This window comes from Bradyrhizobium sp. USDA 3650 (assembly GCF_054057395.1).
The window spans coordinates 2,702,239-2,727,039 of record NZ_JBSRZG010000001.1; the positions used below are offsets into that span (position 1 = coordinate 2,702,239).

Annotated in this window: 21 protein-coding genes; 6 read left to right on the forward strand and 15 right to left on the reverse strand. The window is 58.6% G+C overall.

Features of this window, described 5'->3' with window-relative positions:
* Positions 1-208 precede the first annotated feature (208 nt).
* Complete coding sequence (locus tag ACVIN2_RS12550; protein ID WP_007606600.1) at positions 209-1,360, forward strand: glycosyltransferase family 4 protein; 1,152 nt, start codon at positions 209-211, stop codon at positions 1,358-1,360.
* Complete coding sequence (locus ACVIN2_RS12555) at positions 1,357-2,808, forward strand: hypothetical protein (RefSeq protein ID WP_456765839.1); 1,452 nt, start codon at positions 1,357-1,359, stop codon at positions 2,806-2,808. Before ACVIN2_RS12550 ends, ACVIN2_RS12555 begins: the two co-directional genes overlap by 4 nt.
* Here ACVIN2_RS12555 and ACVIN2_RS12560 read toward each other — a convergent pair.
* The 9 genes from ACVIN2_RS12560 to ACVIN2_RS12600 form a co-directional block, all read right to left on the reverse strand.
* Entirely contained in the window at positions 2,729-3,715 is a 987-nt protein-coding gene (locus ACVIN2_RS12560; RefSeq protein ID WP_456765840.1) for a glycosyltransferase, read from the reverse strand. The two genes, ACVIN2_RS12555 and ACVIN2_RS12560, sit on opposite strands and share 80 nt — an antisense overlap.
* A 1-nt stretch (position 3,716) precedes the next feature.
* A complete protein-coding gene (locus ACVIN2_RS12565) occupies positions 3,717-4,877 on the reverse strand; it encodes a glycosyltransferase family 4 protein (protein ID WP_456765841.1) in 1,161 nt (386 codons plus the stop codon).
* On the reverse strand, positions 4,865-5,680 hold the full coding sequence (locus ACVIN2_RS12570) for a hypothetical protein (RefSeq protein WP_456765842.1): 816 nt from the start codon (positions 5,678-5,680) through the stop codon (positions 4,865-4,867). Before ACVIN2_RS12570 ends, ACVIN2_RS12565 begins: the two co-directional genes overlap by 13 nt.
* Entirely contained in the window at positions 5,622-7,889 is a 2,268-nt protein-coding gene (locus tag ACVIN2_RS12575) for a polysaccharide biosynthesis tyrosine autokinase (RefSeq protein WP_456765843.1), read from the reverse strand. The genes ACVIN2_RS12570 and ACVIN2_RS12575 overlap by 59 nt, the downstream gene beginning before the upstream one ends.
* 78 nt (positions 7,890-7,967) lie before the next feature.
* On the reverse strand, positions 7,968-8,609 hold the full coding sequence (locus tag ACVIN2_RS12580) for a hypothetical protein (RefSeq protein WP_456765844.1): 642 nt from the start codon (positions 8,607-8,609) through the stop codon (positions 7,968-7,970).
* 125 nt (positions 8,610-8,734) lie between these two features.
* The gene (locus ACVIN2_RS12585) at positions 8,735-10,129 is read right to left on the reverse strand and encodes an O-antigen ligase family protein (protein ID WP_456765845.1); all 1,395 of its coding nucleotides are present in this window, start codon (positions 10,127-10,129) and stop codon (positions 8,735-8,737) included.
* 51 nt (positions 10,130-10,180) lie between these two features.
* Positions 10,181-11,377: a polysaccharide biosynthesis/export family protein gene (locus ACVIN2_RS12590; protein ID WP_456765846.1), complete on the reverse strand. Its 1,197-nt coding sequence runs from the start codon at positions 11,375-11,377 to the stop codon at positions 10,181-10,183.
* A 449-nt stretch (positions 11,378-11,826) separates the two neighbouring features.
* Positions 11,827-12,435, reverse strand: coding sequence for a transglutaminase-like cysteine peptidase (locus ACVIN2_RS12595; RefSeq protein WP_456765847.1), 609 nt, complete (start codon positions 12,433-12,435; stop codon positions 11,827-11,829).
* A 144-nt stretch (positions 12,436-12,579) separates the two neighbouring features.
* Positions 12,580-12,942, reverse strand: a complete 363-nt coding sequence (locus ACVIN2_RS12600) for a helix-turn-helix domain-containing protein (protein WP_456765848.1) — start codon at positions 12,940-12,942, stop codon at positions 12,580-12,582.
* A gap of 297 nt (positions 12,943-13,239) precedes the next feature.
* Between ACVIN2_RS12600 and ACVIN2_RS12605 the strand changes: the two genes are divergently transcribed.
* Positions 13,240-15,216, forward strand: a complete 1,977-nt coding sequence (locus tag ACVIN2_RS12605) for a glycosyl hydrolase family 28-related protein (RefSeq protein WP_456765849.1) — start codon at positions 13,240-13,242, stop codon at positions 15,214-15,216.
* A gap of 2,301 nt (positions 15,217-17,517) precedes the next feature.
* Positions 17,518-17,835: an H-NS histone family protein gene (locus ACVIN2_RS12610; protein WP_245266047.1), complete on the forward strand. Its 318-nt coding sequence runs from the start codon at positions 17,518-17,520 to the stop codon at positions 17,833-17,835.
* 829 nt (positions 17,836-18,664) lie between these two features.
* Here the strand turns inward: ACVIN2_RS12610 and ACVIN2_RS12615 are convergent.
* The 3 genes from ACVIN2_RS12615 to ACVIN2_RS12625 all read right to left on the reverse strand — a co-directional run bounded on the left by ACVIN2_RS12615 (position 18,665) and on the right by ACVIN2_RS12625 (position 19,958).
* Positions 18,665-18,952 (reverse strand): hypothetical protein, encoded by a 288-nt coding sequence (locus ACVIN2_RS12615; protein ID WP_198287875.1) that lies wholly within the window; start codon positions 18,950-18,952, stop codon positions 18,665-18,667.
* Positions 18,953-19,228: 276 nt separating this feature from the next.
* On the reverse strand, positions 19,229-19,633 hold the full coding sequence (locus tag ACVIN2_RS12620) for a hypothetical protein (protein WP_456765850.1): 405 nt from the start codon (positions 19,631-19,633) through the stop codon (positions 19,229-19,231).
* Between the two features lie 49 nt (positions 19,634-19,682).
* On the reverse strand, positions 19,683-19,958 hold the full coding sequence (locus tag ACVIN2_RS12625; protein ID WP_007606566.1) for a hypothetical protein: 276 nt from the start codon (positions 19,956-19,958) through the stop codon (positions 19,683-19,685).
* Positions 19,959-20,839: 881 nt separating this feature from the next.
* Between ACVIN2_RS12625 and ACVIN2_RS12630 the strand changes: the two genes are divergently transcribed.
* Positions 20,840-21,013: a hypothetical protein gene (locus ACVIN2_RS12630; RefSeq protein WP_456765851.1), complete on the forward strand. Its 174-nt coding sequence runs from the start codon at positions 20,840-20,842 to the stop codon at positions 21,011-21,013.
* A 175-nt stretch (positions 21,014-21,188) separates the two neighbouring features.
* Here the strand turns inward: ACVIN2_RS12630 and ACVIN2_RS12635 are convergent, their stop codons facing one another.
* The gene (locus ACVIN2_RS12635) at positions 21,189-21,686 is read right to left on the reverse strand and encodes a hypothetical protein (protein WP_456765852.1); all 498 of its coding nucleotides are present in this window, start codon (positions 21,684-21,686) and stop codon (positions 21,189-21,191) included.
* Positions 21,687-22,006: 320 nt separating this feature from the next.
* Positions 22,007-22,876 (reverse strand): metallophosphoesterase, encoded by an 870-nt coding sequence (locus ACVIN2_RS12640; RefSeq protein ID WP_456765853.1) that lies wholly within the window; start codon positions 22,874-22,876, stop codon positions 22,007-22,009.
* 112 nt (positions 22,877-22,988) lie between these two features.
* Between ACVIN2_RS12640 and ACVIN2_RS12645 the strand changes: the two genes are divergently transcribed.
* Positions 22,989-23,294, forward strand: a complete 306-nt coding sequence (locus ACVIN2_RS12645; RefSeq protein ID WP_456765854.1) for a hypothetical protein — start codon at positions 22,989-22,991, stop codon at positions 23,292-23,294.
* Here ACVIN2_RS12645 and ACVIN2_RS12650 read toward each other — a convergent pair.
* A complete protein-coding gene (locus tag ACVIN2_RS12650; protein ID WP_456765855.1) occupies positions 23,242-23,760 on the reverse strand; it encodes a hypothetical protein in 519 nt (172 codons plus the stop codon). The two genes, ACVIN2_RS12645 and ACVIN2_RS12650, sit on opposite strands and share 53 nt — an antisense overlap.
* Positions 23,761-24,801: the final 1,041 nt, after the last annotated feature.

Sequence of the window (24,801 nt, forward strand, 5' to 3'; positions counted from 1 at the left end):
TGCGCTGCAGGTCCCGTCTTGCCCTTCAACATGCGCTTGACCACCGAACTGTCTCTCTAATGGAGAAATCGGGCCAGTTCGCCCTTGGTAGGTCTTTTACGTTAATTTTCGATCGCTCAGCGCAAAGTGACCGCCGCCCACCTTTTCGGCCCGATTTGGGCTACAACACCGCCGTTGACCTTCAGGCCGAAAGCTCCGCAATCCTGCAATGAGCCATTCTGCACGCATTCTCCTGGTCGGAAATTACGCCCCGGATCGCCAGTTTTCGATGCTGCGCTATACATCCTGGCTCGCCGCGGCCTTGCGGCGCCAGGGGTTCGAGGTCGACCTTATCGCGCCGTCGGTTCGCCTCGCGAAACTAGCCTCCGGCCAAGGCCCAGCCCGCAAATGGCTTGGCTTCGTGGACAAGTTTCTGCTTTTCGCGGCCGAGCTCAAGGTGCGGGCTTCACGCTACGATTTGGTCCACATCGCAGACCACTCGAATGCGCCATACTTGCTGTTGCTTGGCTCGACGCCATCGAGCATCACTTGCCACGACCTCATCCCGATCAAGGTCCTGTCCGGCGAGGTCGAAGGCCAGCGCCTACCCTCAACAGGACGCTATCTCCAGCGGCTCATCCGCCTGTCCCTTCATCACGTCGCCAACATTGCCTTTGTCTCCGCGCCGACTCAGGCCGATTTCACGCGCCTGATTGGGCTCCCCTCAGGAACCAGTGATGTCATTCCCAACCCGGTCATAGGGTTCGGCGGTATGGATCAGAACCGCGCGCTCGAGCTCTTGCGGCAGGCGGACTTGCCCGTTGACCGTCCGTTTCTGCTCCATGTTGGAAGCAATATCTGGTACAAGAATCGAGGGGGCGCGGTCGAGTTGTTCGGTCTTTTGCGCGATCATCCCGAATGGGAGCCGTCGCTTCGCGACGCGTTGATGGTCTGCGTAGGACCGCCGCTTCCCGAAGACGCCACGCGAATAGCTTCGAATTGGCAGCGGAACTTGATTGTCTTGAGCGAGGCATCGAACGAATTGATCGAGGCTCTGTATATGCGGGCCGAGGCCTTGCTTTACCCATCATATGAAGAAGGGTTCGGCTGGCCGATCATCGAAGCTCAGGCCTGCGGCTGCCCGGTGATCACCACCGATAAGGAGCCCATGCGAAGCATCGCAGGACCAGCCGCCCTCTTGATCGATCCTCACCAACCGCAAAAATCAGCAGCCACGATTGCGAGAAACTGGGCCTGGCTGACCTCACAATCCGAAGCCGCGCGCAGTCACGCTGGATCCTTTTCGGAGGATGTTGCCGCAGCGCGCTACGCCACGTTCCTGGTCAAGGTGCTGGCTGAGCGCAAGGATCGCATGCCGTGAATTGGCTTTTGACAATCCCGCGGTTCGGAACGGCCTTGCTGCTCAGCGGCCTTGTCCTTCTGCTGTGGCCTAATCTGACGCTGTTTGTAGCTGTAGCCTTCTGCGGTTTGATCATTGGCCTCGCGACGCTTTACGCCGCAATCGACGATCGCAAGGCCATGCGCATCTCCTGGATCCTCACCACCTCGCTGCTGTTTGCCTATGACGGCGGTTCTGTGTCGACCTATCTCAGCGCGCCATCGGCTCCGGAATTTGCCATCATGGTGAAGGATCGTCCGATCGAGCTGATTTCATCGACGCTGGCTTTGGTCAACATCATCTGCGGCCTGCTCCTGATCGTAGGACAGCTCGAGAGCCCCGTCGTGACCAGGACAGCGGAAGCGACCGAAGACAGCTGGTTTTCCTTCGCTTTGGCGACCTTCGGGCTCATATTGATCGTTGCTGCTTATCTCGCTGGCGACCTCGGCTACATGGGTATTCAGATCGACGAAGCCGGTCGCATCACGGTCCTTGGTGCGGCGGCCGCGCTGTTTCAGGGGCCACTCGCCGGGATCGCTGGCTTCATGCTGGCGCGCAGCCGGCGGCGCACGATGACAGCGTTTTATGCGGCGGTCGTCTTGATGGTCGTCCTGGCGGCCGTCCCGACCGGCCGACGGCCGATCGTGTTGATCTTGATTGTTGCCACCATGGGGTTTTCGTTGGGCGGCGGGTTGCAACGGCTCTCTTTGTCTCGAAAACTGCTGGGTGTTGCCTGCGGCGGGGCCGTTGCCTACGTCATGAGTTCGTATTTCTTTGCTCTGCGGCTTGCAGGATGGGAGCTGGGCACCGATGCCACTCTGGCTGACCAGATGAGCCTGGGCCTGGAATTTCTGGTCTCCCCCTCGCTGCAGGATCGTTTTACAACGCTGTTCTACGAAAACGTTCGAGAGCGGACGTTTCTCCTGGGCTACCTTGCCGATTTGATGGAGGCCGTATCCAACTCCGCTCCGCTTTACGGGGAGGCGTTACTCTACTACGTGCGCCTTTGCATCCCTTCAGCACTCGACTCCGGCAAGGACCAAATCATCGCCTTGCAGATGGTCGAGGCCCTGGCGCATCCGAAGCTTGGATTGCCTGTGATCGATCAGGCCAACACGATTCTAACGGACGGGATGACTGATTTTGGAGTTATTGGTGCCGGGCTTTACGCGCTCGTGATGCTCGCCCTGTTGCGGGGTGCCATCTTTCTGATTCAGAAATTCCCGGCTCCGATCACCGTCATGTTCGGCACTTTTGCCATCATCCATCTGGCGCTCAAGCCAGAACTCACACTGGACGAATATCTTGTGCCCTTGCGCAATCTCGCAGTGATCGTCCCAGTGATGTGGCTCATTGAGGCGATGACAGGAATGGCCTTCTTACGACGCTTGGCGCATCGACAGGATGAACAGCGGCATCCAGTGATTTGACTGCGGATCGTGCACCGGGCGTCGTGGCACCTAGCGCGGTTGGTGCCGTGGTGATTCGGCGATAGGCCATACCGCTGATCTGCTGACGACGAAGCTTTCGAGGACCGTTGATCAGATAGTATTTGATGGCATCCGCAAGGTGGCCCCGTTGAGCCCTGCTGGTAAGCAACGCACGGAAGCCGCCATTGCTCGCCCGTTTGCCGTCAGCCCTGACCGCTGCAGCCGAGGTAAGGCATACCCGCATGCCCGCATTCCATGTTGCACGACCAAGCTCGACATCGGACATGAAGAGAAAATATCTCTCGTCCAGCCCGCCGATCCGATCCCAGAGCGTCCTGCGAACAAGGACGCATGATGACTGCACCCAATCGACTTCGGTCGAAACCGCTGAGCCGTCGGTCAGTGATTCATTCAGATAGAGTTCACTCCCGCTCTGCGGACTCAAGCGTCGCTTGACCTGTTCGGTCAGGGTCGGAAATGTTCTTGCGATCTCGACCGGGGCGCCATCATCACTGAATTGCAGAGGGGCCAGAACGCCGATCGAAGGGTCAGCGTCTGCCATTGCGATGAGGCGCTCAAGCGCATGGGGCTGATCCCACACCACGTCAGGATTGCACAGGACGACATAGCGTGAGGAGGGTAGAGCGGCAACGCCGAGGTTACAGCCCCTTGTATAACCGATATTTCCGCCAGGCTCGACAAGCAGAAATGCACCTTCCGGCGCGTCCTTGGACAAAGCGCGCCGCTCGCGCTCGTCCATCGAATTGTCTACCACCGCAACGGCAAGCGTCCTGGCAATCGTCTGACGATGAAGCGACCTGATTCCCTCCAGCAAGCGCTGCGCCTTGAAGTGATTGACGATGACCACAGCGGCGGCCGGCCTGACGTGATGCGAAGCGGCCGCCATTCTAACTCCCCCCGGTCCACATCGTCGGTCCAACTCCAAGCTCGCGTGCGAACTCGCGCGCCAAATGATCGTTCGTAATAATTGTCACCGGCCGCATGCGCCACTGGTTAGCCGCCGCGGAAAGGTCGGTCCAATCCTTCACTGCCACAGCAAACGCTGTGAGAATATCTGTCTTATTTCCATCCCCTAAATTTATAATGCACCGGCGGTCGGAAATAAATTCCAATGCGCCTAGTTTGTTAGTAACCATAACGGGCTTGCCATGCCATAGCGCCTCGAGCGGCGTAAGCCCGAAAGACTCAAAACGCGTCGGGCAAACGAAGTAATCGATGTCCTCGTAGAATTCTTCCCGATCGGTCACTCTCAGGGCCCCCCGGAAAAAAATACGCCCCGGCGCCGCGGCAACCTCCTGCGCGACCTTATTCTGATACCTTTCGGAGCCTGGGCGTGCCGCGCCCGCAACATGGAGCTCGGCGGGCGGAGCGTCATCTGTGGCCTGCCAGGCCACAAAAGCACGTGTGAGTTCCGCTAGGCCTTTTCGTGGGGCTATTTCGGCCAGGAAACCGAATCGAATGGGCCCGGGGCGGCGCGTTTGGGAACCGGCCAATGCGGGGCCAATGAATGGCTCCGGCAGGACAATCGACTTACTCCGAAATAAACCTGCCAGAAGCGAACTCTGAGCCTCCAACTGCGACGAGAAAATAATCCGTTGGCTCATCGCCAGTAAACTCAATTCAATCGACGCCAAGTAGGGGAATTTCTTGATATCCCGAGGGCGTTTAAATTCGGCGCGGGCGAGATTTCCCTTAGGGGTGTAGACAAGTCGCAGGCCCTTCCGGCGAGCCCGTGCTGCAATCCACCAGCCGATCGGGTTCCAGGCACCGGCAATGAACACGCAAGTGTAGCTACCAAGGTCGAGGCCCATCAGATCGCCGAGGGCGGGTCTCGACTTCAAAACATTTTGTGCGGGAAGCCGATCCAGGCATCCGGCGGCTTCGACCAGGCCATCCTTGCTCAAGATGTCCAATTGCACGCCGAGCTTTTCGAGCTCGCGTGCAAGCAGCAGCAGGCTCTCGGGGATCCCGCCGAACCCCAGGCAAAACCTGTGGGCTACTGTCAAAACCCGTGGCCGCGTAGGGCTGCTGACCGTCAACGCCTCCATGGACGATCGTCTTCCCGATCGATGCCCGGCACTGCGACCGAAGGCAGCAGCGCGCCTAGCGCCTTGGCAAAGCGTTCACGGCTCGGCTGTGGAACCGCGGCCAAACGGGCGAGAAGGCGGTCGCGCAAGATGGGGTTGGCAGCCGCAAAGATTGCAGCGGTTTCCTCATAAAGGCCGTTCTGCACCAGCATAGTGAATTCGTCCAAAACGGTTTGCGCCAGTGATGAATCAAGGCCCGGCAGCATCGCGAGGGCCACAGGATTGCGCTTGATCGCAATCCATCCCTCGTGTGGTCCCATCAAATATGACGTTCGCAGATAGGCGAGGTTGTCTGTCTTAAAGCCGCCGAACGCATTTTCGAACGAGAACAGCAACAGCCAAAGGTAAGCGTCTGCCGGCGCGCAGTGCAGCGCCGCCTTCACGCTGCCGAGGAGATTTCGCAGTCGCGAGTCGATGAGATCGGCCCGCCCTGCGGCAAACGCTTCCTCGTAGAGGTAGAGGTTCAGCACGGCCAATGAGCGCCTGGTGGAAGCCCTGCAGAAGCCAAAGACGTCGGCGCCTTTCGCATCGCCGATGTAGCTTGTAACGAGCTCGGTTGGAAAGCTTCGACCGGTCAGAATGGCCGCAGCGGTTCGATCGGCGCCTTCGGTTTGCCGAAACATTGGCAGGGTACCCGCAGCCCAACCGGCCAGCAGGCAGCCGCAGCAAGCGACCGCTGCGCGCAGCAGCCCGTTCGATTTGCTTCTAATCAGAATAGCCGTAGCGATTGTAATATTCGTTTCTGTAGTAGTCGTGGTGGCCATATCTCGACATCAGCTTTAGATCGGCCTTGTTCAGCACCACCCCAAGAATGTTCTCCCGCAGGCTGCGCGCGCCGTCCAGCGCATGCCGCACGATATCGATCTTGGTGCGTCCCCACTCGACGACGAAGACATAGGAATCGATGATGTCGGTTGTAGTCCTGACATCGACGACGGGCGCGAGCGGAGATAGATCGACCACTACGTAGTCATAGTTCTTCCGCAGGTCGTCGATCAGCGCCTTCATCGCCTGCGACGCCAGGATTTCGCTCGTATGCGCGGTGCGCGCAGCAACGACGGCGGGCAGGAAGTGCAGACCGGTATTGCCTTCCTGCCACACGACCTGCGAAAGTCCGTCGCGGCCGGCCATGACCTCGATCAAGCCACGGTTCGCATCGGGCGTAAGGCCGCGCGTCAGGGAAGGATTGCGCAGATCGCCATCGACCAGAATCGTTCGGGCTCCGCTCTGCGCCAGGAGCTCGGCGAATGCGGTGGCAACCGTCGACTTGCCCTCGTTCGGGAGCGAAGAGGTGAAGCCGATGACCTTGCCGGTCCCCGAACGTAGCGCAAGGTCAACTGCGACCTTGATTGAGCGGATGGATTCGGCGTAGCGGGAAAATGGCTCGTTGACCACATGCCAGTACAGGCTGCCGTTCAAAGCGATCGCACGGGGGCCGTTGAGCACCGCGGCAACCGGCAGACGTCCCTTTTGCTCTTCGATCTGCGGCAGAATTGCAATGCAATCTGTCTTCAGGACGGCCTTGACATCATCCGTAGTGCGGAAAACGTTCTCCGACAAATCACGGAAGCGTGCAATGGCGAGCCCGAGGAAAAGCCCTGCAAAGGCTGCGATCGGCATCACGAAGCTGAGCTTCGGCGCGCTCGCCTTCAGCGGGCGAGAAGCCTGCGTAATGACCCGCGCCTCGGTGATCGGAAATGACTGCTGCTGCACCGATTCCATGTAACGTTGCAGGAAGTTGTCGTACAGCGCTCGATAGGTCTGCGACGAACTCTCAAGGTCACGCAGCGAAACTTGAGCCTGATTGGTGGCTTGAGACTCCGTTACCGCTAGTGATAGCTGCTTCTGAACACCAGCTTCACGCTGCGTTGCGATTTCGAGATCACTTTTGTAGGACTCCGCCAGGCGACGCAGCTCATCCAGGATAGAATTACGAATGCCTTGCATCTGATTGCGCAGATTAACCGCCGCAAGATGGCCGCGGCCATAGCGCGCTGACCAATCGGCCTCGCGCGTCGCCAGGTCGAGATATTGCGATCGGAGCTTGCTCACCACTTGATTGTTCAAAGTATCGGCGACCGTCCCATCGACCGTCGATTCCGGCGAGTCCATTTGGAGGACAGCCTGGATACGATCCAATCGCGCCTTGGCCTCCGAGGCCTGCGCTCTCGCAACAACGAGCTGGCTGTTGAGCTCGGCGAGCTGTTGCTCGTTCATCAGGCGACCGCCTGACTCCACAATATTGTTGTTGGCCTTGAACGCGACCACGGCCCGTTCGGCTGCAGACGCCTGATCACGAAGTTCCTTGATGCGATCCTGCAGCCAGACACTGGCTCGCTTGGTCGCTTTATATTTGGAGTCGAGCTGGTCGACGACGTAAGCCTCCGAGACCGCATTTGCGATTTGGGCAGCGCGATCCGATGAGAGCGAGCTGAAGCTGATCTCGATGATGTAGGTGAGGCCCACCCGACGTACGGTAAGATGTTTGGAGAACGCCTCGGCCGTCCGTCGCAGCGTTTCAAAATCAGAGCGACTTGAATCCCCTGCAAACAGCCATGCGAGGCCGCCGGAAATCATGCCAAGCAGCCCCGACCTGCCACCGAATTCCGGATCCTCGGTTAGATGAAGATCTTTGATGACGGCGAGCGCGATCGTTTCCGATTTGAGAATTTGAACCTGGCTTTCGACGGCCGCGCTGTCGATTGGAATGTCTCCCAGAACCGACTGCTGCTGAAACAGCTGATTTTTGCGGGTATCGATGATCAAAGTGGCCGTCGCCGTATAGCTTGACGGCGTCGCGATCATATAAAGCAGCCCGAAACACAAGCTCGCCGCCACGATGGTCAGGATGAGCCGGTACTGCCGGCGCAGAAAACCGAGAAGACCCTTGACCGCTTCCGTGGACGAGGCGGCCTGATCCGTTGCCGCCCCGGCGTAGGCCACCGCCCGATCAAGACTGGGAAGTACGTTCATGGGTGTCCGCTATTCGAAGAAGGCCTAGCCTGTCGATCGTCGCATGGAGCGGTAGCGATCGATTGGCCGCAATCGGGTCTATTGACTGGTACCAGTTGCAAGCAGAGTGGTCGTTCCCGACGTCGTCCCACCGCCGGAGACGCTGGAGGTGTAGCTGAAATTAGCGGTTGGCGTGTTGCCTCCTCCGATGGCTTGAGGCGCACCGGTGCTGCTTGGGGTCCCGGCAATCGCGTTCGTTTGGCCGCCAACACCGCCACCACCACCGCCGCCTGCGCCGCCGCCACCCGTCGCAGCGGTTCCCTGGTCTGGCGCAACGCCCGAATAAGCCAGGAAGACGTCCTGGTCCTTGGTCTTGGCGATCGCCTGCAGAATATCGTTGGCATAGGCTTGGTCAGTCTTCACAACCACCTTTGCCGCCTGGCCAAGCGCGGAGCCGATTGCAGCCTTCTGATCCTTGCTGGCGTTGGGGATGAGCCCCATGATCGCGTCAAGGGATTTCGGATCAGCGATCGCAATCTCACGAAGCTGCGAGATCATGGCAGCGCCCCCGTTCGGGAATTGCTGCAGCACTTGCTGCGGATTGGCGTTGAACTGCTGAACCAGGCCCTGCTGCTGCCCCTGCTGAGCAAGCGCGCCCGCGGGCATAAGCAGGGTGCAAGATGCCGAAACCGCCAGCGCCGCAATCATGCGTCGCGAACAAAACCCACCGAAGGAGAACATAATCAACCCCTATTAAATATTATAATACCCATAACATGGCGGCTGGCAGCCCGCCAAGGCAAATGGCCCGTTTGCGCCTTTAGAAATAGCCCATCACCGGGTTAACCTTTACGCCGTCTCGCCCCTCACAACTTCCTTGCCCCGGCCCGAGAGGTCCGTTGAGCGAGCCCCATCCCGACAAGCGTCATGACGGTCACGGCCAGACCGGGCACCTGCAACGAGAAATCGACCATTGAATGCAAGACCGCCATGGCGCCGCAGACAAGGCCGGCAAGCGGAAAGATTGCCCCCTTTTGCCGCCGCAGTGAACCGAACAGCAATGCAAGCAGCGCCAGAATCCAGCCGAATCCCACCAGAGCCGCAAGCGGAATTCCGACCTCGGCGGCAAGTTCGAGGAGCGTGTTATGGGCGCGGTCCCAGATCCCCCAGATCGAAACATCGCCGCTCCGGAAACGCGGAAAGACCGATGCAAAAGTCCCCAAGCCCGTTCCAAAATAGGGATGTTGGGAGATGATTTGCCAGGTCGAAGCATACGCCTCCCATCGCCCTCCACCGCTCAAGCCATATTGACCGAGGCGCTCCCCGACCTGGCCGCCAAGCACAAGGAAAGACAGAGCGGCGCCCCCAAGGACCGGCAAACTCAACCATAATGCGGCCGCCCGGGATCGGATCTCTCGGTTAAAAAGGAACGCGATAGCGGCGCATATTCCGATGAGGGAAATCGAAATTCCGGCTCTCGAGCCCGTCAACATCATCGCGAGAAAACACAGCAGGAAACCTCCACAAGACGCGCTGAGGCTGAAATCCCAAGTCAGATTTGCAATCCGCCATCGGCTTTCCCAGAATACGTGTTGATTGAGCATCTCGCGAAACACGTGCAACGCCCAAAGAACCGAACAAACCCCGAAATAGATCGCCGCCGTATTGCGGTTTGGAAAGGTACTGCTCAACACCGACCGAAAAAGGACCTTCTCCCGCCACAGCACCATTTCTGGCGCGACGATATAGGCCGCGATACCGAAGAAGGCGTAGGCCACCCCTGCCCATGCAATGATCTTGAGCAGGCTTTCGGCATTTTGCCTGTCCATGCAAACCAGGTAGGAACACAACAGCGCGCCACTACAAGCCAAGGTGTTGCCGAGGGCAAAAAATGGCTGCCCCCTCACAGCTGAGAGCGGCGCGCTCGTGTCGCCAAGCAGGGAGGATACTTGGAGCCAAGCCATGTCGGGCAGGCTTTGCAACCACGGATTGGCGCTCAGTTGCTCGTGCAGCACCAAGGCATATCCCGCCCCAACGAGAGCGAGAAAGGCAATGACGCTCCAGTCCCGAGGCGTTCGCAACCGAGGGCGCACACACAGCAGGGCAATCCCCAGACCAGCAACCACGGCGCTGACTGCAATGGGATCGGTCGCGCCGTAGGGAAGAGGCGCAACGGCGATCGTCGCGCCAAGCAGACCGGTTGCAAGCCGGTTGTCTCGCGTACGTTGAACCTGGTTCTTGGCGTCAGACGAGATGCTCACGTCGCCAGCTCGCGATCAGCCACGGGCGGCCCGCCGAGAGCGCAACCTGCATCAAGGCGATGTCTTGATCGCCGTCCGAAGCAGAACAGCATTCTGAGCAGCCACGATCGGATCGTTGACAGTCGCTGTGACCAGTCGGATGAACTGCATCACCTTGGCTGCCTCGACCGACGACGCATTCGAGATAAAAACGACATCCTTCGCCCGCATCTGGAATTTTGTCGCAAGGAAGAAGCCGCTGGGATCGCGGAAATTCACGTTGTAGATGACCGGCACGATATCACCAGGAAACCGCTTGGTATCGACTCCGAGACGCTCTGCGACCTCGCGCATCTCACCGCGATAGAGAAACACTGACGCTGGATCGGCTGAACTATCGTTCAACCCGCCGGCCTTGGCGACACCCTCGGCGAGCGAAATTCGCCATGCGTCGAAATTGAACTGTCCCTGCGAGCCCGACGCGCCGAAGGCGACGAAATTTTGCGGCTCGCGATAGACGTAGATAGTATCGTTAGGTTGCACATTGATATTGTTGGTCGGTTCGTAGACCAATTGCCCGAACGGCACGGTGGTGCGCCGGCCGCCCCGTTCCAGCATGACCCAGGTATCAAATCCCTGTCCTTTCGGGCCGCCAGCTCGGGTAATCGCGTCAAGAATTCGCTCGCCAGCCGCATTGGCTGGAAAACGCGAAGGTGAATTGACCTCACCCAGAACGCTGATCAGCGAGGTGCGCTGATCAATTAGCGTCACCACGGCCTGCGGTTCAATGGCCCTGTTCTTGAGAGCTTCCACGACCGCCTGTTGGACCTCGACGGGCGTCCTTCCCTTCGCGCGGATGTTGCCTGCGTACGGCACAGAAATAAAGCCGTTGTGGTCCACATTCTGGTTCGGAATAGTGACAAAATTACCGGGTCGCACACCGGCTTCCAACGGAATGAACAGTCCGCCGGCCGCCGCCTCAAAGATGGTGACGCTGACGACGTCACCCACTCCGAAACGAATCTCGGTCGGATCGGAGCGGAACGCCCTGGTTGCCTGATTGGACAAGCGCGGCGAAAACGAAGCGAGGACCGCTTCAACGTCGGGGGTTACCTTGACGAGGGCGTAGGGCAGACTTTCCGGACTTCCGGCTTCCGATGCACGAACCGCATCGCCCTGGGGACCGCTTGCCGGCATCATTGAGCAGCCCGCCGACAAACATGTCGCCAGCGCAACCAAGCTCAGGCTCGCGATAGTCCGGAACTGCATCTAACCTCCAACCCTAACCCTGCCGTATCACGGCAGGATGGGTGAGGGTAGCATCGCAATCGCTAACTATTATTGGCAACGGAACGTTGATGGCGAGTGTTGCAACCACGCAACATTTAGTCAACTTGCTCAAATCACTTCCGTAATTCAGCAATCAGGCCGGCGTGGATGCTCGAGGGGCGCAAGGATTGCGGTTTTATCCTTAGCGGTCGGTTAACGAAGATCCGGTTCGCCTTCACGCTGCCTCTCTGTCCTAGGGCGGCGGGCGTCTATCGCTCGGCACGCTGGACGGTATTCGTACGATTGAGGCACCTGGCGCGCCACCAACACGAACCGCTATCGGCGGACTCAAGTGCCAATTTTTTTTGCAGTAAGGCGCGTCGCTGTTTGAACCCGGCCCCTTCGAACGCCCGAAGCGCGCACACTCCAAGGAGGTGCGCAAACGAGGCTTAAGCCGCAACCTTTGACCAAAATTGCGGGTTTTGCGGCGACTGCATCCTGACCCACTGATAATTGGTCTTTGACCACGGCCGGACATTCGCGTTGAGATTGTCGACAACGACGTCACCCGAGCGCGTCCTGACCACGAGAATAAGATGATGCTCACCCGAGCCGGTCACGACTTCCGCCAACAGCAAGGCACGCGCCGGCCATCCTCGTTCGAGCAGCGCGTGGCGCTTGGTGACGGCGTAGTCGTTGCAGTCCCCCTGCGAAGGCGCCACGATCCATTCTTCGCCAACAACGCCACGTTCGTTGCGCACAGGGGCAATTGATCGATTGACGTCCGAGTTGATCTTGACGAGATCGGCATAGCGTTCTGCCGTCAGTTTCACACCGCCGCCCCGGAACAAGAGTTGCTTGCCCGTCTTGCAATCCGAGGGATAGCGAAGGCAGAAATTGATATGCGCCATCGGCGGCAGGACAGCGCCGGCGAGTTTAATCCGCTCAAACTGATATTTGAGATTGATCGGTGCACCGATCATTGCTGCTCGCGTATCCTGAACGGACAAAACAGAGGCAAAAAGCAACGCGAAGCAGATCCAGAATTTGCGCAACATCCCGTACTCCCCAAGCATCGTGATCCTTGAGGCAGCAATAACAGCGACAATTTAGAAACGCGTTTGGCTGGACGGTCGGACTTGCCTCAAATTATGCAAGTCTGGACCAGGAGCTCTTAACCAAAGCCGAGAGGCGGAGGCCGATCAGCTGTCGCGCTCGTCCTTATGAGCGATCCCCGGGGAGGACGCCGCTTCCAGCTGCAACTTCTCAAGCAATAGATCGGTAACGATCTTGCGGAGCCGTCCGTTCTCGAGGGTTAGCTCTTCAACCAGGCGATGCACATGCGCCGCACTTGGCTGTCCTTCCGGTCCCAAAGCCTCCATTTGGACAGCGCCCTCCCCGCTTCGGAACTCCCCGGGCCGGCGCGGAAGCCTGCGCCAACGATGCAGGGTCATCACACTGACACCGAGCGCCTTGCTGATTTGGACCTGGGAATTGCCTGCCTGAGCCAGCGCATCCGCCTGGTTGAGCTTGACGAATATTTCCTGTCTCGAATGCTTCTTCATCGATTTCGAAGGTCATCGAGCCTGCAGCTTCGAGATGGTGCAGCACCAGCGCTGCGGCGATCAACCCTCAGGGCCAATGCGCTAACCGTAAGGGTATTAAGGGTATAAAGTTAACATATTGGAACCCAAAAAGAAGCGCCCACAAGTTGCAGGAGACAGCTCCTCTTACGCGACAAGTGGCAGTGGTGTGATGGATAGACAGGCCGCTCCTAGCTTGATTTGTCGAAACGCATTTGACAGTTTCGCGTGGTCGGCCGCAGTCCGCGGGCGGCTAAAACCAGGGACATCGGACATCAAATGCGGCGGCGAGATTTACTGGCCGGTGGCCCGGCTTCGCTATTGGCCGCCTCCGATGCAATCGCTCAATCGCCACCGCGCGCATCGGGCACGAGCCCGACACATCAGGTCGATGTCCGACGCGATTTCGGTGCGGTCGGGAACGGTCTGGCTAACGATTGGGCAGCCATCGAGACGGCCGGGCTCTATTTGGAGCGCCTTGGCGGCGGCCGACTTTATTTCCCGACCGGCCGATATCGCCTCCCCGAAATCGCTAAAAACATCACAGTTCGCAGCAATGTCGAATACTACGGAGACGGGCACAGCTCAGTCATCATTGGATCGAACGCCGCCTTCATCAGCCCAGAAGATGCTGCCTTCGGACGGACGGCGTACGACTCCTACAAATACATGCCGATCAGTGACATTGTGGCCGGCGATCAATTCATTGATCTGCGGGATGCTCGCGATGCGGTGAGCTTCAAGCCAGGCGATATCGTCATTGCACGCTCGATCAATGCGATCGTCACACCCGGCGACATCCTACCCTATTACGTGGAGATGAACCGTGTCGTCGGAGTCGACGGACGACGCCTCTTGCTCGAGGATCCGGTCGATGACGGCTGGAGGGGCTTGATCGTGGCGAACGTCACGAAGCACATCGCGCAAGGTTACAGCATCCATGATTTGCGGATCGAGTGTGACAATGGATATCCGTTCTTCATCCAGGGAAGCTACAAGAGCGTCATTCGAAACTGCTGGACCCGTGGCTATGCCGTCGCTTGCTTCAATGCTTTCACGCGAAGCGCCGCACACGATATTAACGCCACGGTTCTGTGGAATGCAGCTGGAACGTCAGCCTCTTTGTTCGAGGTCGAAACCGGCTCCGTACGCGCCAATTTTCACGACATCGACGTTTACATGGCAGGCTCTTCGAAGCCTGGAACGCAGTTTCCTCTGTTCTACTGCCAGGAATTCTCACGACGAACGTTGATACGAAACATTCGGGTGGCCGCCGCCGGTCTCGACGTTGGCATGGTGTTGCAGATCATGAGCGGAGGCCACCGGCTGGAGAACATCGAGGTCACGGCAAAATCAATCGACAAAGTCCTCGACTATTTCGTACCCGATCCGGGCGAATATCAGCTCGGCCATCTGGGGTTAACGCTTGCCAATACCTCGATCGAAACACTCGATCCTGCGAACGGATTTCACCACGGCTTTGTTCTGCATAACGATCACAACGATGGAGAAGTTCAAAACGTAACGATAAGTCATTGCTCGCTGCGTGGCGCGACAGACCGGAGCGAGCACAATTTGATATGGTTCTACAAGGGCGTTCAAAGGAATGTTATGCTCGACGGCGTCAGTGGGCCCGGATGCGTAACGATGGATCCACCTCCAGACAAGCCCTATCAGTTTCATGGCGTCGTTCTACGGAATTGCGATTATACTCACATAGCGTCGCAAGCCCTGCTGGACCAAAGTCGGTTTGTTGCCTGCGCGCGAACTTTTGGCCGATTGCCCACAATAAGGCGGTTGTCCGAGTCGCCTTGGTCGAGCCCTGTAGCAACACCGGAGCTCGTGATGACCATTCCGCCCGATCCCTCGATCTGTAGAGGCGATGCGATCCTAATCGAGTTGTCCGGCTGGTACGCCCCCCTGCCGTTCCCGGCGTATGTCCAGGTTAAGGCAATGGGAACCGTCGTCGCCACGCTCGCCCTAACACCTCACGAATATCAGGACATCCGGTTGATGCTCAAACTTGAGTTCGTTGGCACGAGGTTTCTCAAGCCAGACAGGTACGTCATCCGTGGACCTATTATGATCAACAACAGAATGCTTTCCAACTGGAGTTACGTCGCGGGTTCGCTCGCTACACAGGAGCCGAACGCAATCGAACTTCTCGCTTGGATTGAAAAGCCGACGCGGTCAGGGGCCGCACTCAACGTGGGACACGCAAACATCACGTTTCGATCGATTGAAGCAGCGGTCTGAGCCGCACCGGGTCGCCGCCCTAACCATGAATTTCATTGGCGACGGTTTGTGCCGAGAGAACAGGGCGATCGCACGCAGCACCCCCATCGGTGCGCGGTCCAAGGCGAAGATTCCGTTGGTCGGCCCCATTGGCGCCGACAGTGCGCAAGATGATCGGAAGGGCATTGCCTGACCTCACCTTCGTGAGCTTGCAGTCGATTTAGGAGGCGATCAGCCGCGCTACTTGTTAGCAATCAGCAGTCGTCTTCAAACTGGACCTCGACCAGCCTGGGGCTGCGGCCGATCGCCTCTACAATCGCGTTGGGCGGGGGTGATTGAGCAGCCTAAGCGCCTCTCAGCCGGTGTCCCCTTCCGGCATTGTAGGGACCTTAGTAGGCAAGGAATCGCCGGGGCCCCCCGTTACTTCCCCTAAACTGTCACGCGTTAATCTCGAAAAGTAACGCGTTAATCCGGTTCGATGGACCTCGAAAAAGTTCTCCGTCGGATCGCCAAGGCCGGTCGCTCGCTACAAATTCGAGACAGTGGCCATGGGCACATCCGCGGCTCCCCCCTGGTCTTGCGTCGTAGTGTAACGCCATAATCGAATTATTCAATTTCAGGGGCGCGCCTAAAGTCATGGACTCGAGGAGTTTTTGCCAGAAACCTGTTCCTTCACTGTAACACCATAATCTTCATTAGTAACGCTATACTCTTATTTTATCCCACGAACGAAGAGAAGTGAATCGCGAAACTCCGGTGCTGTAACTACTTAATCCGCAATTGTAACGCGAAAATCGCGAGAATCACACGGTCACTCACGGCCAACCTACCGGCAAGCGACGGACACGATTCACCAGGCCATCAGTGGCGGCTGTCGAGGCCGCATTCCCGCGCAAGTGCGGAGCTTCGGAAAGCGGAAGCGCCGTTCAGCCGTACTCGACCGAAAGGAAGCCATAGTCGAAGTGCGGCGAAGAGATAGGGATCGGCCGCTACGGGTTGACGGCGACTGCCACTCATCGTCAACCGACAGTAGCGGATCCTGACCGCGCCGCTTTCGCTGATCCTATCACCGGACGGCCGGCCCCCACGGTTTCAAATCTACGACCAGGTGGTCCTATTTCGGCTCGAACCCTAGTCCACACAGCAAATCTCGGCCGTGATGCCGGCGCACTCCATTTGGCGCAGACGGCTCAGTTGATTGCGGCGCATAGCGTCCGCTTTCGCCTTTGACCTCGAAAGGACACCTTGCCGTCGCGAACGTGTAACAGATCGGAGACGCCGTCCCGGATGAAGTCTTCGCACATCGCCCGAACAATCTCGGCCAAGCCGTCCGCGCCAGTGCCTTTGAGCAAGGCACCCGAGTTCGCAAGTATCCGGGTCCTTCCTGTCGCCGAACAACAGCGGATAGTATCTGGTCGCGCGGCAGCTTTCTTCCGATGTGCGGCCCACACGTGGGGAAGCCCTCAATATCTCTTAGTGATCAGCGAGGTCCGCCAGAGCACGCAACAACCATCCAGTTGCGGCCCTGGAGATTCGACGCGGCATTCCAGCGCCGACTGCTCGGACGCCAGATCCGACGGTTCGTCGTCAAGACCCATCGCAATTCAGCTGGATCGCGACGGGCCACCACAGATGATTCCGCGCTCTAGTTGATTTTGCGAAGCGAGCCCTTGTCGAGCAGCTTTGAGCGCAACTCCGTCTCGGCGTTCTCGACACGCTCTCTCAATTTCAACAATTCTCGATATTGTATTTCGAGAGAATCTTGCGCGGATTGAGTTTCTGGCGCGCGATAGTTCGTTACACAGCTCGAAGAATATCTGATCATGAACTTGTTGCCTGCCCAATTGACGCAAGTAGTTGAGTTGCGGAAGGTCGCTAAAGACGTTTGCCAATAGTTGATAGATGGCCGGAATTGCATAAGGCGGCAAGCCATCCCGCTTATTAAGATTGACGCCTACGCAAAAGCTTAAATCTGGAACCTCGCGTACTCCAGGGCCGTCACGGGCGATGGGACTTGTCGGTCTCCGGGCGTTTCCGACGCGCGCCGCTACGGCTTATCGCTGTAGCGGATGAGGCGAGAGCCTCCCTTTTCCATGCGCTTCACTTGCTTAGAAGTCGAACAACTCCCGCCGTCGCGGCTCCTGCGGATTTCGTACGGCTGATTGCATAGAAACTTCCCTGAGTACCGCTCAGGCGCTGCGGCGCACATAGTAAATACCTGTGGGTAGAGCGATATATTCCCTCGCCGCGCGACTTCTTATCCCATGATTTGCGAATCACCGGATTAAGGGGTTCGCCATGGAGGTATGTGACTTTCAATCGATGTCCGTCGATGAGCTATGGATTATTCATCAGGAGTTGACGAAGAAGCTTGCTCGGATGATCGAGGCGGAAAAGTTCAAGCTTGAGCAAAGGCTTCGCGCGATTGAAGAAACCAACGAGGCCTGGCGACCCGATCGCGAGCGCCGCCCATATCCCGCCGTGCTGCCCAAATATCGAAACCCGAATAATCCGAACGAGGTATGGTCAGGACGGGGGAGGCAACCGCGCTGGATAGCTGCCAAGCTCCAGGCTGGGGCGCATCTCGAGGAATTTTTGATTTCGGAGGCTCGCGGAACGGACTCCTCCAAAAATATTTGATGTCGACCATTTGATCTCGTCGCTAAGGAGCGATGTCGCAATGCCGTACGTCCTTGATGGTTCGACCGAGTTTTTCGAGGCAATTGCGGCGCCCGCCGACCTAGGCTGCCTGGGCCAGCCAATGGCGACTTTCCCACGATAGGAAAGATCGCAGGACCGGACATTTCCCCCACGCGACGTTTGCGACGATTGGTCCCGGTCCAAACTTCCGTTCCTGTGAGCCGATTAAATCACGGTTAGGATTGGCGTGCTCATTCTGGCCGAGTGCATTTTTTTCGGCGCGAGGCCATGACGTATTTAATCGCCACTTATCCAATCGCTTTCCTGTGGTCCGCCTTCGTCGCTGGCGTGTTTGTCGGCTACGCCATTCGTGCACTTATTTCCATGCAGCGGCGAAGAATTGCCCGCACGAGAAGGTACGATCTCTCCGAAGATTGATCAAGATTCCAAGCAATCGTCGTATGCGCGGTGAGAGGAACCCGGTCGCGCAGCCCCTGCCCTGGTGCATTGCGGTCCCAAGTTTGCCGACAAAACCTTCAGAACGCTCGTAAGCAGCCGCAGGATCGATTAAGCCGCTCCACGCGAAAGGCGCAGCCGCCCTCAAGCGAGAATAACTTGCGAGTGCACGGCATCACCGGTTGATGGTGCCGCCTTTCACGACGCGTTTGGTCGACCGAGTCCGCGGGCGCTCGGCCTTCGCAGAGCTCAGTGGACCAAACACGGTGACGGCCACCCGGGGAGCGCTCCCCGACGGCCTTCCTCTATTCACTGGCTGCTGGAGTGCAAGAGATCCGGCTCGGATGGCGTTATCTCGGTCGAAGCCCGCGCGTCAGCGCGGACTGAGTGGAACGAATTCGTTCCACTCTCCCTCAGGACCCGTTCGCCGTTTAAAGACGAGAAATCCTTTGCTCGTCGACACGATGTCGCCCGGCTCCAGCGTCGTGTCGTTCATGGCTCGCTCCAGGGCGCGCTCTGCGGCTATTTTCGCCAGATCCTGTTCGGCGGGAGCTCGTAACCCGAGGCGTCGCTCGCGACGTTCGGCGGCAATCCGTCTACGAGCTTCCTCGATCTGTATCTTCCATTCTTCACGCGACATTTCAGTCGACGTCTCGCCCACTGGCTCCTCCGTCGCCGACCCGGCCGGTTGTTCTGCAAGACACGCCGTCGCGCTCACCGCAAACGACAGAGTTGTCGTCCCAACTTGCACCCAGTGGCGAAAAAACATGTCGTCGGCCCGAGCTTGGCTCCGCGCGCAGAGGCGGTCATCACCGGTTTCAGCCACCAGTCGGACAAACGCCTAGGATCAGCAATCGCAAGAGCGGGAGGCCTGCAATTTACACTGCTGCCCGAAAGCGAGCAATGAAAACGACGCTTTGATCAGGACGACGAGCGGTCAACTGCCCGACTGGCTGAAATAGCCGGGAAAACGCGTCAGCATTGCGGATCTGACGAATTTCAAATGCGAGACGGACGCGTCAAGTTCCTTGAGCCGCCTCTGACCATTGGAGATTTCGGCGCCAAAAAGGTCCTGATGATGATTGTCCAGCGCTTCCCGCTCTAGATATTCATCGTCGCCATTGCCGAAGGTCACGGCCGCACGCGCGAGCGCATCTTCCACGCGACTGCTCAGCCCCGCTTGCTCGTTTTCGGCAGCCTGCAGAGCGACGTCAATCGCCGTCATGATCGAAGCAACACGCTCGCGATCGGTCTGCGCATCACGTTCGGCCGAACGCGCTTGGAAGCGCTTGTTCTGCGCGAGCGGATTGTTCGTTCGGGCTTTCAGAAGACGATGGAACATCTGGCATATCCTGTTTGTGCCCTTGGGCCCAAGGATCGACCCGCCATGGTTAAAAAAGGGCTAAACTGGAAACCGCTTCAGTGCGGCTTCGCGCGATCCAGATGCGCCAGGCATCTTCATGCTTGGTATAGAGTTCCGACCATCGATCGACGTTCACGCAGGTCGAACCGCTGCCACCTATCGCGCTCCCTTCCTCCGCCCGCGACGGAGGATCGTCGAGCATTTCGAATTCTGCGGTTTCCGCGCGCGAGAGGCCGATGAGGACGCGATGTCCATCAGCATTGACAAAATACCGTCGCGGTCCAGCGTTCCAATGAACCAGCATTTTGGCTCCTCAAGGCACCGGCTTCCAAAAACTCGGGCCCAGAATTCGCCTTGACGAACCACACGACCCAACGTGACCAGCACTTCAAATGATCGAAGCCGTACTAAACTGACAATATGCAGAATTATTAGGCGTCCGGCGAAGCTGCTGCAAGCGTGGTGATCACTCAAGGTAACTTGGAAGCCGTACCGCCAGAGCCAAGCGTTAACAGAAAGAGTTGACGGGCCCGGCGGCCACAACGAGGGACACCGGCGCTCCTGCATGCGTCGGTAACGTCAGAGCTCGTTCACTCACGATCCTGCGCATCGACGCGCCTCACATTTCCGCCTGTCTCGCGTTCCCTTCGATCGCGCGCTCTCATTCCACTCGATTGGCCGGGTCGATGACGCGGAATGAACGCCGCCGTTTGCCCTGGAGCCGCAGAAAAGGCGGCGGCCAATTACTGCCGTTGCGGGAAGCACTACCTAGCGCGGCTTTCCTCGCGCTTCCAGCGCCGATTGTCGCAGACCATGCAACTGCTCCGACGGCTCCGTACCACGCGGCTCGTCCATGGAGATTGCATCGAGGCCCGCGGCATAAACGCGCCAGCCGTTTGGCTCCGTCGAAGTCAGATGCAGGACGCTCGACGAACCTCGACTTTTGTCGTCATTCGCTTCGGGATCCACATCCGTATATCCACGGACGAACGCGACGCGCACGCTGCAGGTAAGGTTGAGCGGTTAGCTTAATACACGGTGTTGCTTGCGAGATTTCGCCGATCGCATATTCATTTTCGCACCGGGCTTCCCCAAGGCCTGGCCCCACCCAAGCAAAGCCGTCGAGCGAATCTGGGTCGCTTGGCGGCTTTTTCGTCTTATTTTGTGAATGAGGATTCTTTGAGTATGGCGCGCAAGCCCTGGTCGTTCAAGGAAGACCGCAAGTTGATGGAACTGGCCAAGTCTTCAGTCTCTTTGGAAGAAGCCGCGAAACAGCTCGGCCGGACACCTGATGCAATCAAGCGCATGGCATTGCGCCTGGGTCTTTCGCTTGGGTCGAAGAAGCCGAAGCAGGGCTGAGCAACAAAAGCCCGAAGGGCCCGATCATCTGCCGGGATGATGCAGCCCGCTTCCGACAGCGCGCTCAAAGTCCGCGATTGGAGCATTGCGGATCACAAAGCGGAAGCAAGAGCGTCTTATCGAGGCGCAGTCGAATGACCGAGCGATCGTGGCTTCTCGACGGACGATTCAGGACTCACTTCGGGGCCTTTCGCCGTCCACCCTTGTGAGGAATTATCTTGTCGGCCGCCTTGTGCGTGAGATGGTCCGGCACAGGCGGACGCTGCTCCTGCCGGTGGCCATGACCGCGCGCGTCACGCCCAAAATCGTCAAAAGACGGCTCTGCGGCACCGTAGGCGGTCGGGGCGTCCTCCCCAAGCACATCATGCTTCATGGCGTGCCAGCGACGCCACTGCGCACCGAAACTCGCGAGCGAGCCCGGTGGTGCTGGCCCGGTCGGCATGGTATCGACCTTGCGGCCAATGTGGTTGAGCTGAATCCTGGGATCCTGATTCACAAACGAAATGAGGACCCGTTCCACAAAGAGTGATCTGGAAAGACCACTTTCGTCAGCGAGCAGATCCAGCACATCCGCCAAATCCGGGTTCATGCGCATCACGAACCGATAGGAGCGTCTGGCGTCGGGATCGCCGAAAGGACGCCCCCGAGCTCTTTTTTTTGCAGCGTCCTTCAAGTTTCGGCTCACCCTCTATCTGCCGCCATTTAATGCTATAACATTAAACGAGGCGACTGCCGGAGACTACGCTAATTTCAGCGATTCGAAAGCGGGTTTCGAGGCAACCAGAAATGCCGCAGCGTCGTGCAGCATAGCTGCGGGATCGGGTGGCGAGGCGAACGCGCAACTCTCATCGGCGCCGATGGCTCGAACAATGCCTTCCGAACGGCCACCACCACGTCCCGCCAGACCCCGGCGCTCATTCGCGGACGCAGTCGGTCCGCCCCCCTTCGCCCCGAACAAGACCCATCCGCGGCGATCCCGGCTCCGACGGCGCATCAGATCTTCATCGTTGGGGCCAAGCGCGACTCCAGCTCGAGGACGAGGTCGGCATTGAAGTCGGGGTTCTCGCGCACGCCCGGCCGCAAAGGATAACCACGCGGATTAGCGACCACGCGCACGGGTCCGACCTGATAATCGCGATTGGTGTGAACATGACCATGCAGCCAGAGCGCCGGCGCTCCATCGCCTTGCATCAGGGCTTCCAGGTCGGATCCGTAGCACCAGTCGAGATCATTGAACAGGAGCGGACGATCGGGCCCCCAGCCCAGCAACGAACGATAAGAAGGGGCATGATGCGTCACCACCACGGTCTCTCCATCGAAGGGCTGGGCCAAAGTTTCCTGCAGGAATTTCCGAGTGGCCTTGTGAGCGTCGATCGTGTCGCGCGCTCGCAACCTGTCACGCGAACGGCCGGGCAACCTCTTGATCAATCGATAGTCGTTCATTGCCTTCGACGCCGCGCGAACCGCCTCGTCGAAGGAGACGTAGCCCGGCCGCGCGCAAAAGTCGGTCCAAAGCGTGCCGCCGATGAACCGGACGCCGTCGATCTCGACAGCCGCGTCATCCAGCAAGATGACGTCATTCTCTTCGGCGGCACGCGGCATAAGCTCGTAGCGCTGGGCTTCGTAGGTCGTCCGTAGTTCGGGGTGGTGCCTATCCGCGTGCGAGTAAAAATCATGGTTGCCGGGCACGTAGACCAGATTTCGCGCGTCGGGCAGCAATTCGCGCAGCCGGCGGATTGCAAGGTGCCCAGGGGCCATGACGTCGCCGGCGATGACCGTGACATCCGCATCGACGACCGCGAGGCGATCCATGCCGTTACCTGCGAGATCGTCGTGGAAGTCGGAGCCGAGGCGGATACGCATGCTTCGTCCTTTGGATCGATTGTTAAGAACTGTCGACGGCGATGAAACGAGATTGTAATACTTAGGATATAATGATGCAACATCTAATTTGTTACCAAACGGAGGACAGAAGATGAGCACTCGCGACCCACTTACCGGCTTTGACGCCCGCGCCTTCACCGTGGGAGCGGTCGGCGGCGCGGCGACCATCGCGGCGGCGTTCGCCGCCGCGATCCAAAACGCCCGCGCGGCAAACTTTGCGCGCTGGGACCGACAGGCCCTGGTCGACGGCATCGAGTTCAGCGAGCAGAAGCGGGCCCGCCTCTACAGAGAGGTGCAGGTCTCGAACCGCCGGATGCTGGAAATGCAGTCGGAAATGATCGCCCTCACGGCCGAGTTGAAGGCGATGCGGGCTCGGGAGATTCTTCGTCGGCGATGAGGTCGGCCGCGGGGCCCGTGTTGGGCCCCGCCGTCCATTGCTGCGGCATCAAGGGCCGGACGTCCCTGACGCCGGGAAGCCGGTGACGTCCAATCAAATGACTTTCGATATTGGACTTTTTGGAATGGACGATAATCGAGCATTCCTGGCGGGTCAGGCCACGCAGCCATCGAGAAATTTCCATCGGCGCGTCGAGCGGCAGTAAGGCCGGCCGGCCATCGATGATGCTCTGCGCGCACCATCCGAGTACAACAGCCGCCGCCAAATGATCGGGGCCCGAAGCACTAACCTCTGCTTCCGCGACCTTCTCCAGATCTTCGGCCGGAGCGATCGGCGGAATCTCGTCATGGTCCGGCGCGACGCCGAAGAGCACGCCCAGAAGGCGGCCAGGCAGCAGCACGAGCGCCCAAAGCGCCGCAACGACTGCCCGGAAGGCTGCGAACACCGACGTGAAGAACCGCATCATGACACTTTCTGTTGATCATCCTCCTGCTGCCGGACCTCGACAGTCAGCCGGGGTATTTTACCTCCCAACACATATATAACGATATATTTTTGCTTTAGCAACATGAGTTACCATTTGTTGCCTATTATATCATTCACTTTCGACGAACGGCTATTTCGAGCGCCCTGCGCCCGGTCCCGCCCCGAGAGACGGACCTCGTCCCCGAAAGCCATGGGCATATTGACCGACAGGACGGCGTCGACGATCGCCCGGCGGCCACGCCGCCCAACACCTGCCCAGATGACATTTGGCGGCGCTCTGACGGACGCTTCGCCAGGATGTCCAACCGGGCCGAGCCGCAGATTCCGTACGCAATGGCGCTCGGCTCTTCCGGAAAGAGCCCCCATTCACGCGTTCACCCGTCTTTGGGTCTGGCCCGGAGGCGATATCGATGGTCTTGATCGTGACGGCTTCGAGCATCGCGAATCCGGCGCCAAAGGGGCCCCGACATGCGCCCGTCGTCAGAGGTCAGACCGCGGCCTGCTCATTCTCAATGCGAAGCGGCCGGTTGCCCTCGCGACATTGGCGTCGGCCGGCTTGGCGCACGCGGCGGCGCATCATTCAGCTCAACTCCAGCTTCAGACGCGCGATGATCGCGCCGGCCGTGGAGGGCCATCGTCGCTCCGTCCGTTGGTGCGACCGGCGTCATGTTTGAGCTTCTGGCCTGAATTCTTGCCGGCAGTAACGTCGATCGCAGCCGCCAGGCGGTTCGCGCAGCCGGCGAACGGCGCACATCGATGCCTTGGCCGTCGCCTCGGTCTCTGTCATGCACCCATGCTGCCGCTTCGCAATCGCTTCAACCGGTTTAGCGAGCTGCGCCCTCCAAAAGGAGCCCGGCAATCGAGCGGCTTTCAAGATGACACGGTATCTCGCGGCAACTTACCGTGCGATACGACTCTATTGAGAAAATAAACGACTCTTAGACAAAATTTCTCTTCCCGAATTCACTAAAGAGGCGTTATATTATGACTCATTTCCGTTTTTTTCTGAACGGGTTGCCCA

Bases quoted from the DNA above. Each gene is read 5' to 3' on its own strand.
- ACVIN2_RS12550 (WP_007606600.1), top strand. From the start codon at position 209: ATGAGCCATTCTGCACGCATTCTCCTGGTCGGAAATTACGCCCCGGAT.
- ACVIN2_RS12560 (WP_456765840.1), bottom strand. From the start codon at position 3,715: ATGGCGGCCGCTTCGCATCACGTCAGGCCGGCCGCCGCTGTGGTCATC.
- ACVIN2_RS12565 (WP_456765841.1), bottom strand. From the start codon at position 4,877: ATGGAGGCGTTGACGGTCAGCAGCCCTACGCGGCCACGGGTTTTGACA.
- ACVIN2_RS12570 (WP_456765842.1), bottom strand. From the start codon at position 5,680: ATGGCCACCACGACTACTACAGAAACGAATATTACAATCGCTACGGCT.
- ACVIN2_RS12575 (WP_456765843.1), bottom strand. From the start codon at position 7,889: ATGAACGTACTTCCCAGTCTTGATCGGGCGGTGGCCTACGCCGGGGCG.
- ACVIN2_RS12580 (WP_456765844.1), bottom strand. From the start codon at position 8,609: ATGTTCTCCTTCGGTGGGTTTTGTTCGCGACGCATGATTGCGGCGCTG.
- ACVIN2_RS12590 (WP_456765846.1), bottom strand. From the start codon at position 11,377: ATGCAGTTCCGGACTATCGCGAGCCTGAGCTTGGTTGCGCTGGCGACA.
- ACVIN2_RS12595 (WP_456765847.1), bottom strand. From the start codon at position 12,435: ATGTTGCGCAAATTCTGGATCTGCTTCGCGTTGCTTTTTGCCTCTGTT.
- ACVIN2_RS12600 (WP_456765848.1), bottom strand. From the start codon at position 12,942: ATGAAGAAGCATTCGAGACAGGAAATATTCGTCAAGCTCAACCAGGCG.
- ACVIN2_RS12605 (WP_456765849.1), top strand. From the start codon at position 13,240: ATGCGGCGGCGAGATTTACTGGCCGGTGGCCCGGCTTCGCTATTGGCC.
- ACVIN2_RS12610 (WP_245266047.1), top strand. From the start codon at position 17,518: ATGTCCGTCGATGAGCTATGGATTATTCATCAGGAGTTGACGAAGAAG.
- ACVIN2_RS12620 (WP_456765850.1), bottom strand. From the start codon at position 19,633: ATGTTCCATCGTCTTCTGAAAGCCCGAACGAACAATCCGCTCGCGCAG.
- ACVIN2_RS12625 (WP_007606566.1), bottom strand. From the start codon at position 19,958: ATGCTGGTTCATTGGAACGCTGGACCGCGACGGTATTTTGTCAATGCT.
- ACVIN2_RS12630 (WP_456765851.1), top strand. From the start codon at position 20,840: ATGGCGCGCAAGCCCTGGTCGTTCAAGGAAGACCGCAAGTTGATGGAA.
- ACVIN2_RS12640 (WP_456765853.1), bottom strand. From the start codon at position 22,876: ATGCGTATCCGCCTCGGCTCCGACTTCCACGACGATCTCGCAGGTAAC.
- ACVIN2_RS12645 (WP_456765854.1), top strand. From the start codon at position 22,989: ATGAGCACTCGCGACCCACTTACCGGCTTTGACGCCCGCGCCTTCACC.
- ACVIN2_RS12650 (WP_456765855.1), bottom strand. From the start codon at position 23,760: ATGATGCGGTTCTTCACGTCGGTGTTCGCAGCCTTCCGGGCAGTCGTT.